The organism is Frankia torreyi, from assembly GCF_000948395.1.
In the GTDB taxonomy this organism is placed as follows: Bacteria; Actinomycetota; Actinomycetes; order Frankiales; family Frankiaceae; genus Frankia; species Frankia torreyi.
Genome location: NZ_JYFN01000031.1, coordinates 77,227 through 88,848, shown reverse-complemented (window position 1 = coordinate 88,848; position 11,622 = coordinate 77,227). Strand labels below are relative to the sequence as shown.

7 protein-coding genes and 2 pseudogenes are annotated in these 11,622 nt (G+C 71.6%); 4 read left to right on the top strand and 5 right to left on the bottom strand.

The annotated features are described in order from the left end of the window. The 3 genes and pseudogenes from FF36_RS19095 to FF36_RS19085 form a co-directional block, all read right to left on the bottom strand. Positions 1–296 (bottom strand): annotated as a pseudogene (locus FF36_RS19095) (helix-turn-helix domain-containing protein); the annotation flags it as partial. Positions 297–379: 83 nt separating this feature from the next. After that, positions 380–2,458 (bottom strand): tannase/feruloyl esterase family alpha/beta hydrolase, encoded by a 2,079-nt coding sequence (locus tag FF36_RS19090; RefSeq protein ID WP_044886469.1) that lies wholly within the window; start codon positions 2,456–2,458, stop codon positions 380–382. A gap of 120 nt (positions 2,459–2,578) precedes the next feature. Beyond that, entirely contained in the window at positions 2,579–3,640 is a 1,062-nt protein-coding gene (locus tag FF36_RS19085) for an Lrp/AsnC family transcriptional regulator (protein ID WP_242419147.1), read from the bottom strand. A gap of 222 nt (positions 3,641–3,862) precedes the next feature. Between FF36_RS19085 and FF36_RS19080 the strand changes: the two genes are divergently transcribed. Then, a complete protein-coding gene (locus tag FF36_RS19080; RefSeq protein ID WP_044886486.1) occupies positions 3,863–5,308 on the top strand; it encodes an MFS transporter in 1,446 nt (481 codons plus the stop codon). 114 nt (positions 5,309–5,422) lie between these two features. Here FF36_RS19080 and FF36_RS19075 read toward each other — a convergent pair whose 3' ends face one another. Next, a complete protein-coding gene (locus tag FF36_RS19075) occupies positions 5,423–6,025 on the bottom strand; it encodes a Maf family protein (protein ID WP_044886467.1) in 603 nt (200 codons plus the stop codon). 355 nt (positions 6,026–6,380) lie between these two features. On the opposite strand from FF36_RS19075, the pseudogene hpnH reads away from it, so the two are divergent. Next, positions 6,381–7,311 (top strand): annotated as a pseudogene (hpnH, locus tag FF36_RS19070) (adenosyl-hopene transferase HpnH); the annotation flags it as partial. A gap of 1 nt (position 7,312) precedes the next feature. On the opposite strand, the gene FF36_RS36400 reads toward hpnH, so the two are convergent. After that, positions 7,313–7,525: hypothetical protein (locus FF36_RS36400; protein WP_206778464.1), on the bottom strand; the 213-nt coding region annotated here is incomplete at its 3' end. A 299-nt stretch (positions 7,526–7,824) separates the two neighbouring features. Between FF36_RS36400 and FF36_RS19065 the strand changes: the two genes are divergently transcribed. Beyond that, complete coding sequence (locus FF36_RS19065) at positions 7,825–10,734, top strand: branched-chain amino acid ABC transporter permease/ATP-binding protein (RefSeq protein WP_044886485.1); 2,910 nt, start codon at positions 7,825–7,827, stop codon at positions 10,732–10,734. After that, positions 10,731–11,495, top strand: coding sequence for an ABC transporter ATP-binding protein (locus FF36_RS19060; RefSeq protein ID WP_044886465.1), 765 nt, complete (start codon positions 10,731–10,733; stop codon positions 11,493–11,495). The genes FF36_RS19065 and FF36_RS19060 overlap by 4 nt, the downstream gene beginning before the upstream one ends. Positions 11,496–11,622: the final 127 nt, after the last annotated feature.

The window sequence follows — 11,622 nt, the reverse complement described above, 5'->3', positions numbered from 1 at the left end:
GTCACCGGCGAGGGCACCGGGGGCTGTTCCCGCTGCCTGCGCCCGACCGTGGCCCAGATGTCGCCGCTGGTCTCGGCGAACCGCTTGGCGACCAGCCGCAGCGTCTCACCCGAGACACCCAGCCGTGCCGCGATCACCTCGACAGGATCAACCTCGCCGGTCGAGGTGTCCAACGCGAGCAGCACCTGCGCCCGCCTGATCATCGAGGCCGGATGCACACCCGTGGTGGTGACCCGAACCAACGCTTCACGATCGGCCGCGGTCAAGGTGACCGGCCGCTTCTTCTGTGACGGCATGACTTGTCCTGACCGGCAGAGGGGACGAGGAAGATCTGCCAACACCAGCCTGCCACACCCCAGAACTAAACAGCGACGGTCTACTAGCGCACGATGATGCGGGCCGAGGCCAGATTGGGGATGCGGCGCGAGGTGGCGGCGACGTCACCGTCGCGGTGGGATTCGACGAGGGCGGTGGCGAAGTAGGTGCCGGGCGCGTCGTAGGCGTGCGTCGTGGTCACGGTCACCTCGGCCTGTGAGCCGTCGAGGTCCTCCGTGCGCGGGAAGCTGCCCTGCCCGTCGAAGTCCCACCGGAGGCCGATGATCGTGCCGGCGCCGGGCGGCGTCTCGGCGTGGGCGGACAGCGTGACCGCCTCGCCCACCGCGACCTCGGCGCGGGAGCCGCCGTTCGCCGTCACCGACACGACCGGCTGGATGCCGCGGCGCTCCTTGGCCGTCGCCGGCAGGACGATCGCGCCGTCGCGGTAGTCGTACTCGGTGTCCACCGGTTCGACGCCGTTCTCCACCCAGTCGATCAGGTCCGCCAGGGACTGCTCGATGATCGGCTGGTAGTCCACCAGGTAGGTGGTGTTCGCCCGGCCCGGCACCGAGGCGGCCATGTTCGGCGGCACGTGCTCGGCGTTCTCGGTCCAGCGCAGCCGGAACTTCGTGCGGGCCAGCTCGACGCCGTACTCGCGTTCGATGTTCGCCTTGAAGCCCAGGCCCTGCGGCGGCCAGAGCGACGAATCGTGCGTGTGGTGGACCCACAGCAGCTTGCCCTCGATGCGGCCGGTGTGCTTGACGCCCATGAACGGCGACATCTCCGGTAGTTCGTACTGCTGGTAGAGGGGCTGGCCGTCGACCCGCAGGAAGTCGTATTCCGGTTCCCACGGGAGGAGGTGGTGGCGGTAGTAGTAGCAGTAGGCGAGGAAGGCGTGGTTGTCGACCCGGATCCGGTCGCCCGGCTCGACCCCGGTGAAACGCAGGTTCGCGGCCTCGCCGTCGCTGTCGACGAGCAGGACGTCCCGGTGCCCGTTGAGGACGTAGAGCTTGCGTCCGGCGGCTGCGCCGCTGGTCAGTTCGACGCCGGCCCCGAGGATGTAGCCGGTGGGAACCTCGTCGAGCTGCACCGCCATCGGGATGTGCCACATGTTGTTCATGGCCGCGAACAGCGCCGCCAGCGCGCGCACCTGGCCCAGCTCCGCCGTCTGCAGCGTCGGGTCCTCGAGCAGGTCCTTCGCGTACAGGACGCGCCTGACGGTCGTGTCCAGCTCGATCAGGTCGTCGCGCACGAGCTCGGGCTGGTCGAACCCGACATGACCGGGCCTGGTCCAGAAGTTCTCCCAGTATTCCGGATAGTCGGCCTGCAGGCGCGTGGCCATCGACGACCACAGCCACATCTGTCCCATCGGCTGGGCGATGAAGGACTCGTCGCCGCGCGGATAGCCGATCCGGTAGACGTTCGCGAGTTCCTCGCGCTGATGGGTGTTCAGGCCGGCGAACGGATCGCCGCTGCCGCCCGGCCACATCGCGTCGATCACGTCGTGGATCTTGTCTCCGAGGACGCGCTGGACGTTGAACATGGAGCTGAAATTGGGCGTGCCGTTGCGCAGTAGTCGCAGGTCGCCGTAGTCGCCGTCCTGGGCGTCGCCCATGTAGGGCAGGGCCGCGTCCCACACGTCGGGCGCGTAGGCCAGGCACAGCGGCGAGCGCCGCGCGCCCCCGCTGCCGCCGTACACGTAGGCGTAGGCGGTCGGCGCGCCGTAGATCTGGGCGGCCACGAACTTGGCGAACCGGGCCGACTCGGCGGCGGCCCGGTAACCGTAGATCGTCGGATCGGGGCCGGCCTTCGGATCCATGACGTCGCCGATGTGACCCATGTTGGACTCGACGGCGTAGCCGCCCATCCGGAAAATCATCTCCAGCCCGCCGGTGACCTGGCCCAGCGGGCCGGTGTTGACATTCTCGTGGCCGGCGTTGGCGCCTTCCAGCGGCTGGAAAAGGCGGCCCTGCCATCTCGCTGCGGGCGGATAGCACAAGGCGAACCGGGTGCTCGTTCCCTCGAAACCGCCGTGGATATAACGATGCTCGACGGGCTCGCTGCGCTGCTCGTCCTCGTCGATGTACGGCACCCCGAAGAAGCTGTCGGTCACAACGTAGGAATCGAGTCCAAGGGACGTCATCGAACTTCCTTTCACGCCTGAGTCACCCACATCGGCGAAGCTGACCAGGGGTTGACAGTAGAGTGACGCAGACCACAAGTCAACGGCGTTCACCGTGGGGCTGGTTGGCAGGACGAGCGCTCAGGCGGGCGAGTCGGTGCGGCGGGCGTCGCGGTGGGTGCCGCGGTGGGGGCCCGCGCCCTTGAGGGTGCGGTGGATGGGGGCGGTCTCGAGGCGGCGGATGCCGGGGATCGCGGCGACCGGGCCCGTCAGGTAACGGTAGAGGGCGCCGGCGTCGCGGCAGACGACCGCCGCGTACAGGTTCGCCGTGCCCGTGGTCGCCCCGGCGAACGCCACCTCCTCGTGCTCGGCGAGCGCGGCACCGACCTCGGCGAGCCGGGCCGGCTCGACCTCCAGCCACAACGATGCCTGCAGGTGCCCCAGCAGCGTGGCGTGATCGAAGTCCAGGTCGTAGTAGAGCGCGCCGGACGACCGCAGCTCCGCCAGCCTGCGCCGCACCGTCGTCTGTGACCACCCGGTGGCCGTGGCCAGCTCGGCCGCCGAGGTCCGGCCGTCCATGGCGAGCGCGTCGAACAGCCGCTGATCGTCGCGGCTGAGCCGGACGGGGGCCTCGGTGATCTCGGTGATCTCGGTGGTCTCGGTGGTCTCGGTCGAGCGGCGCGCTGGCGCGTCGGGCGGGGCGAGCGCCGCGGTCTCGGCCGGCCCGAGTGGCCCGGTACGGGTCAGCGGGCTGAGGTCGCGGCCGAAGAAGACGTGCAGCAGCGCGTGCGCGGACACCTGCACGACCCGGGGGGTGCGCGGGAGCTGCTGCAACAGCAGCGTGTCGTCCTGGCCGGGGGCGGCGCCCTGCACGATGCAGGAGATCTCCGTGCCGCCGGAGATCAGGCTCACCCACCGGGTGTCGGTGCGCCGGGCCAGCGCCTCCCCGACGGACGCCGCCGCGTCCGGGGTGCACCGCACCCGCACGAGCCACGCGGTCAGCCCGACGCGCAACGGGTCGACCAGGCCCAGCACGCGCAGCGTCCCCGCGCCGCGCAGCCGGGCGTAGCGGCGGGCCACCGTCTGGTCGGAGACGCCCAGCACCTCGCCGATCCGCGCGAACGGTGCCCGGCCGTCGATCTGGAGGGCATGCATGATCCGCCGGTCGAGCCGGTCCAGATCGTCTCCCGAAGACCACGACACGTCGGATTCCACCCATGGAGGCTAGCCGCTGTCGGATTCCGCCGCACCGGCGCCGATGGCTGGGGTTCGGGCCCGGCCCGGTGGACGGTGGCACCACGGATCGACCGGCTGTCCGGCCGCCGCTGCTCGACCGGCTGTCCGGCCGCCGGTGCTCGGCGCCCCGCGGTCGGACGACGTCACGGCCGCCACCCGGCCCTCGCCCCCGGAACGGAGTTCCCCGACATGCGCAAATGGCTGCCCCTCACGGCGATCTGCCTGGGCGCCTTCATCCTGCTGGTCGACGTCACCATCGTGAACGTCGCCCTGCCCCGGATGGCGGACGACCTGCACGCGTCCTTCACCTCCCTGCAATGGGTGATCGACATCTACGCCCTCGCCCTGGCCGCCCTGCTGCTGGCCGTCGGCTCGCTGGCCGACCTGTTCGGCCACCGCCGGCTGTATGTGGCCGGGCTCGTCGTCTTCGCGGCCGCGTCCCTGGCGTGCTCGCTCGCACCGAACGCCGCCGTGCTCATCACCGCCCGCGCGGTGCAGGGCGTCGGCGGTGCCGCGATGTTCGCGACCTCCGCCGCGCTGGTCGCCGCCACCTACCACGGTCGGGACCGCGGGGTGGCCTTCGGCGTGTGGGGCGCGGTCAACGGCGCCGCCGCCGCGGCCGGGCCGATCGCCGGCGGACTGCTCACCGAGGGCCTCGGCTGGCAGGCGATCTTCCTGGTGAACCTGCCGATCGCGGTCGTCGCGATGATCCTGACCCTGCGGGTGCTGCCGGCCGGGTCCCGCAAAGCCGGCCGCCTCGACCTGCCCGGTGCGATCGCCTTCACCCTGGCTGCGGCTGCTGTGACGTACGCGCTGATCCGAGGCGGCGAACAGGGCTGGGACGACCGGCTGGCCGTGGCCGCGTTCGTCGTCGCCGGGCTCGCCGCCGTCGGCTTCCTCGTCGCCGAACGGCTGACCGCCCGCCCCATGCTGGACCTGGCGCTGCTGCGGCGGCCGTCCTTCGCGGGTCTGCTGACCGGGGCGTTGCTGTTCCAGCTGGCGGCGTTCGGCGGCCTGGTCTACGTCTCGCTGTGGCTGCAGAACGTCCTCGGCCTCAGCCCCGTGCGCGGCGGCCTGGCGCTGATGCCGCTGGCCGGGACGGCATTCGTGGTCGCCGCCGTCGCGGGTCGCCACACCCACCGGTTCGCGCCGCGCCTGCCGATCGGGGTAGGGCTGCTCTGCGTCGCCGCGGGCTCGGCGCTGCTGCGGCTGTTCGTGGGGACCGGCTCCGGCCAGTCCGCGCTGTTCGCGGGCCTCGCCGTGGTGGGCGTCGGCGTCGGCCTGACCACGCCGGTGCTGGTCTCCGCCGCGGTCGAGTCGGTGCCGCCGCGGCAGGCAGGCATGGCCGGCGGTGCCGTCAACACCTTCCGCCAGCTCGGCATGACCCTGGGCATCGCGCTGTTCGGAGCCGTCTTCTCGGCGCGGCTGCGGGCGGCACCGTCGGTCCGGGCGGGCTACGCCGCCGGCATCGACCGGGTCGCACTGTGGGCGGCGGTCGCGGCCCTGGTCGGCGCCGTGGTCGTCCTGACCTCCGTCCGCCGCGGTCCGCACGCCGAGCCCGACCCGGCGCCGGGCGCGACTGCGAGCGCGGATGCGGCCGGCAGCGCGGCGACGGCCGTGAGCGCGCGCACGTAGAACGCCGCATGGCGTGGCGTGGCGCGGTTCCGCGGAACATCCATCGCCGGTCCCGGTCCCGGTGCCTGCCCGCGCAACGCTGTGCTCGCGCAACGCTGTGCTCGGCGGTGGGGCTCAGGGACGGTTGGCGGCAGGGGCGGGGACGGCGGTGCCGGCGGCGGTGAGCAGGTCACGGACGACGGCGGTCGGCAGGCCGATAACGGTGTCGAGGGCGCCGTCGACGGTGGTGACGAACGCGGCGGCGCCGCCCTGGATGGCGTAGGCGCCGGCGGCGTCCATCGGCTCGCCGGTGGCGACGTAGGCGGCGAGCTCGGCGTCGGGGACGTCGCGCATCGTCACCGCGGTGACGGCCGCGCGGCCGCGGATGGTGCCACTCGCCGCGTCGAGGACGACGACGCCGGTGACGACCCGGTGGGTCCGCCCGCGCAGGCTGCGCAGCATGGCGAGGGCCTCGGCGGGGGAGGCGGGCTTGCCGAGGATCCGGCCGTCGACCTCGACGACGGTGTCGCTGCCGAGGATGAGGTCCTCGGGGCGCAGCGCGGCGACGGCGCGGGCCTTGCGCTCGGCGAGCTCGACGGTCAGCTCGGGGGCCGTCGCGGTCGTCGTGGACTCGTCGACGCCGCTGACGACCACCTCGAAGGACACGCCGAGCCGGGCCAGCAGCTCGCGCCGCCGCGGTGACCCGGAAGCGAGCACGATGCGCCGGTTCGCCGTCATGTGGGCAGCGTAGCCAGCGCGGGCCACGGCCGGACCAGGCCCGGCGAGTTTGCGTTCCGGCGCGCCGGCGTCGTCCTGCGGCGAGCTTTCAGGGTGCGGTGGACAAGCACATTCGACCAGGCGTCGAACGCGGAGCCGAACGAGCACCCGGCGGCCCGGCGGACCTCCTGACCGGGCTATTCGTCGATTGACCCTTTCGGGTGTGGGCGGGCTGGGTTGGGTCGTACCTCGTCGGTTACATAACTCTCACCGGTACTCGGCCGCGAACCGGATGGATTGTGGACCTAGACTGGTCCCGGCAGGGCACTGCTCCACCCACCCGGCGAGATCGAGATCAACCACCAGGAGGGTGAAAATGGCCATTCCAGCGCGTCAGGCGATCAGAGTCGGAGCCTATCTCGCGAAGCAGAAGATTCTGCGGCGCGAGAAGTTCCCCATCACCCTTGAACTGGAACCGCTGTTCGCGTGCAACCTGGCCTGTGAGGGCTGCGGCAAGATCCAGCATCCGGCGGACGTGCTGAAACAGCGCATGCCGGTCGAGCAGGCGCTGGCCGCGGTCGACGAGTGCGGCGCCCCCGTGGTGTGCCTGGCGGGCGGTGAACCGCTGATGCACCCGCAGGTCGAGAAGATCGTCGAGGGCCTGGTCAAGCGCAAGAAGTTCGTCTACCTGTGCACGAACGCGCTGCTCATCCCGAAGAAGATCGACAAGCTCACCCCGTCGCCGTACCTGTCCTTCGCGGTGCACATCGACGGCCTGGAGGAACGTCACGACGAGATCGTGGCGAAGAAGGGTGTGTTCGCCCAGGCCGTGGACAACATCAAGGAGGCCCAGCGGCGGGGTTTCCGGGTGACCACCAACACGACCTTCTTCAACACCGACACGCCGCAGAACGTCATCGACGTCCTGAACTTCCTCAACAACGACCTCAACGTCGACGGGATGATGCTCTCCCCGGCGTACGCCTACGAGAAGGCCCCCGACCAGGAGAACTTCCTGGGTGTCCAGGAAACCCGGGAGCTTTTCCGGAAGGCGTTCGCGGAAGGCCGCCGGAAGGGCTGGCGACTCAACCACTCGCCGCTCTACCTGGACTTCCTCGAGGGCAAGCTGGACTTCCCGTGCACCGCGTGGGGAATCCCGTCCTACTCCCTGTACGGCTGGCAGAAGCCCTGCTACCTGATGGGCGACGGCTACGCCGAGTCCTACCAGGAGCTGCTCGACACCACCGACTGGGACTCCTACGGCCGCGGCAAGGACCCGCGCTGCGCGAACTGCATGGCGCACTGCGNCCACGAGCCGACGGCCCTCGCGGCGACGTTGGGCTCCCTGCGCGAGACGATCCGCGCCGCCGCGCGCTGATCGCCGCCGGACGCGGACGGCCCGGTATCCCGCCCCGGGCGGCTCCCTGTCCGCACCCCCGACGGCTCGGCATCCCGGGCCGTCGGGGCCTGGCCGGTCACGCGGCGGCGCCGAACGACCGGCCGTTCTAACTCTTCCGTCACCTGCTCCGCCGCACCCGACGCGTCGCCGTCGCGCCGCCCTCGCCGGGGGCCTCGATGCCCCTGCGAGCAGGTCGGACACCCGCTGCAACAGAAGAACGCGCCAAGCCTCTGGTCGACAGACAATCTGACGGTATGATTCCGGCCACACGATCGAGTGGGCGGTCTGGTCGTTCGGGTGGGCATCCGACCGGGCGGGCCGTCCGGCCCCTGTGGTGGGTTCGGTCTGAGGCAGAATCTGACGGGAGTGTCGGAATGATCTTCCGAGGTGTGCGTTCCCGGTCGGCAGGGTGGCCGATCGCATGAACGACCTCTTACCCTTTGTGATCATCGGCCTGGTTTCCGGTTCCGTCTACGGGCTGGCGGCCACGGGCCTGGTGCTCACCTACAAGACATCCGGGATCTTCAACCTTGCGCACGGGGCGGTCGCCACGACCGCCGCCTACACCTTCTACTTCTTACGGGTCCAACACGACCTCCCCTGGGGATTCGCCGCACTGCTGAGCGTCGGCGTCGTAGGACCCGCCCTCGGACTTCTGCTCGAGTTGATGGCACGCCGCCTCGCCGAAGTCCGGGTCGTCTACAAGATCGTTGCAACCATCGGCATCATCCTGGCCGTCCAGGGCTTCTTCACCGCCCGCTACGGCGCCCAGAGCCAGACCTTCCCGACGTTCCTGCCGACCGGCTCGGCGTTCACGCTGTCCGGGACGGTCGTCACCTGGGACCAGATCATCATCACGGCCATCGCGCTGGTCGCCACCGCGGGGCTGTACCTGTTCTTCCGCTTCGCCCGCCTGGGCCTGGCGATGCGCGGCGTCGTCGACGATCCGGAGCTGCTCGACTCCGCCGGCACCAACCCGGTGGCGGTGCGCCGCTGGTCGTGGGTGATCGGCAGCACGTTCGCCTGCCTCGCCGGCGTTCTGCTCGCCCCCAGCCTGAGCCTGGACGCCCTGCTGCTGACGCTGCTCGTCGTGCAGGCGTTCGGCGCCGCCGCGCTCGGCTACTTCTCCAGCCTGCCGCTGACCTACGGCGGCGGCCTCGTGGTCGGCGTGCTCGCCTCCATCCTCACCAAGTACGGCGCGGTCACCCACCCGAACGCGCTGCTGACCGGGCTGCCGCCGAGCACCCCGTTCCTCGTGCTGTTCGCGGTCCTGCTCCTCACCCCGCGCCGGCGGCTGGTCGACCGGCGCCTGTCGGCCCGGCTGCTGGTCACCGACACCTGGCGGGCGCCGGCCCGCATCCAGGCCAGCGGTGCCGTCGTGCTCGCGGCGCTCGCCGTCGCCGTGCCGTTCCTCGTCGGCAGCGCGCGCGTCCCGACCTACACCGACGCGCTGCTGAAGGTCATCCTCTTCCTCTCCCTCGGCCTGCTGGTGCGCACCTCGGGCCAGGTGTCGCTGGCCCATGCCGCGTTCGCCGCGATCGGCGCCGCCGCCATGGGGCACTTCACCACCGGCCTCGGCCTGCCCTGGCTGGTCGCGCTGCTGCTCGCGGGCCTCGTCGCCATCCCGGTCGGCGCGATCATCGCGATCCCGGCGATCCGGCTGTCCGGGGTGTTCCTGGCCCTGGCCACCTTCGGCTTCGGCATCGCGCTGGAGCAGATGGGCTACCCGCTGAAGATCCTGTTCGGGTCCAGCACGTCGGGCGTGCGGGTGCCCCGCCCCGGCCTGTCGGCCTTCGAGAGCGACCGCGGGTACTACTACCTTGTCCTGATCTTCGTCGTACTGGTCGCGGCCCTGGTGGTGGGCGTGCACCGCAGCCGGCTCGGGCGCCTGCTGCGCGGCCTGAGCGACTCGCCGACGGCGCTGGCCACCCACGGCGCGAGCGTGAACACCACCCGGGTGCTCGTGTTCTGCCTGTCCGCCTTCGTCGCCGCGATCTACGGCGGCCTCTACGGCGGGTCGGTCTCGGCCGTCACCGGGTCGTCGTTCTCCTCGTTCTCTTCGCTGGTGATCCTCGCCGTCCTGGTGATCAGCCTCGGCGGGGAGCCGTGGTACGCCTTCCTCGCCGCGGCGGGCATGGTTCTGCCCAGCGCCTACATCACCAACGAGAACACCACCAACTGGCTGAACTTCCTGTTCGGCGTCTCCGCCATCGCGGTGTCGCTGAGCGGGGGGCCGCCGCGCAACGTCGCGCTGCGCCGGCTGGCCGACCGCCTCGGCGGCCGGCCAGCCGAGGCCGCGACGGCCACGGCGGCCGGGAGCGCACCGGCCGGCGAGCCGGGCGCCACGCCGCCGGTCGGCGCGGACGAGCTGCCCGTCGACGTGCTGCCCCTCGACGCGACCGCGGCGGCCGAGGTGGCGGCGATCTCCATCGAGCGGCCCGAGGCGGTCGCCGCCGCGCCGGACAGCGGCATCCAGGTGGAGAAGGTCAGCGTCCGCTTCGGTGGCAACCTCGCCGTCGACAGCTTCTCGCTGATCGCCCCCCAGGGCCGGGTCACCGGGCTGATCGGGCCCAACGGCGCCGGCAAGACCACGACGTTCAACGCCTGCTCCGGACTGGTCCGCCCCAGCAGCGGGCGGGTACGGCTGCACGGCTCGGACGTGTCGCGCCTCGCCCCGTCGGCGCGGGCCCGCGGCGGCCTCGGCCGGACGTTCCAACGGATGGAACTGTTCGACTCGATGTCGGTGCGGGAGAACATCGTGCTCGGCCGGGAGGCGTCCATGGCCGGGGTCCGGCCCTGGCGGCACCTCGCCGGGACCCGCTCGCAGCGCAAGGTCGTCGCCGACGCGGTCGAACGCGCCGCGGCCACCTGCGGGATCACCGATCTGCTGGACCGGCCCGTCGGCATCCTGTCGACCGGGGAGCGCCGGCTGGTCGAGCTCGCCCGCTGCCTGGCCGGCCCGTTCGACATGCTCCTGCTCGACGAGCCGTCGTCCGGCCTGAACCGGCTGGAGACCGCCCGCTTCGGTGAGGTGCTCGCCGAGGTGATCCGCCAGGGCGACGTCGGCGTCCTGCTCATCGAGCACGACATGGCGCTGGTGATGGAGGTCTGCCACTACATCTACGTCCTCGACTTCGGCGTCCCGATCTTCGAGGGGACACCCGCCGAGGTCGCCGCGAGCGACGCCGTGCGCGCCGCCTACCTCGGCTCCGAGGCGCCCTCCGGCGACCAGTCCGACCAGTCCGACCAGTCCGAGCCGGCCGGCCAGTCCGAGCCGGCCGAGCCGGCGGCGGCGTCGCGCCAGACCGTGTCCCAGGAGGTGAGCTCATGACCGTCACCGAGACCCGCCCGGAGGGCGAGGGTGCCGCCGCCCCGTCGGCGACTCCGGTGCTGGAGGTCCGCGGGCTGGACGCCGGCTACGGCTCGTCGGCCGTGCTGCACGACGTCTCGCTGACCGTGCCGCGCGGCAGCGTGGTCGCGCTGCTCGGGCCGAACGGCGCGGGCAAGACGACGCTGCTGCGGGTGGCCTCGGGCCTGCTGCGCCCGACCCGCGGCGAGGTGATCCTCGACGGGCGGGACGTCACCCGGGCCCGGCCCTACCAGCGGGCCCGGGGCGGGCTGTGCCACATCCCGGAAGGCCGGGGCGTCTACCCGTCGCTCACCGTGCGGGAGAACCTCGTCCTGCACACCTGGAAACGCAACGTCGACGACGCGGTCGAGCGCGCGGTCGCGAACTTCCCGATCCTCGGCAGCAAGCTGTCCCAGCCGGCCGGCGAACTCTCCGGCGGCCAGCAGCAGATGCTCGCGGTGATGCGCGCCTACCTCGACGAACCCGCCGTCGTGCTGGTCGACGAGGTGTCGATGGGGCTCGCCCCGGTCATCGTCGACCAGATCTACGAGTTCCTCGACCGGATCGCCCAGGCCGGAACGTCGCTGCTGCTCGTCGAGCAGTACGTCCACCGCGCCCTCGCCGCGGCCGACCGGGTCTGCGTGCTGACCAAGGGGCGGATCGTGTTCGACGGACGCCCCGAGGACGTCGCCGAGGAGGTCTTCGAGCACTACCTGGGCGTCGCCCCGAACCACGGCGGATGACGAGCGACACCGGCACCGATCGGGAAGCCGGCACCGACCGGGGAGCCGGCACCGATCGCAGAGAGGAGTGGCAGCCGTGACGACGTCCGCAGCGGCCGTGATACCCATCGACGACCTCACCTTCTGG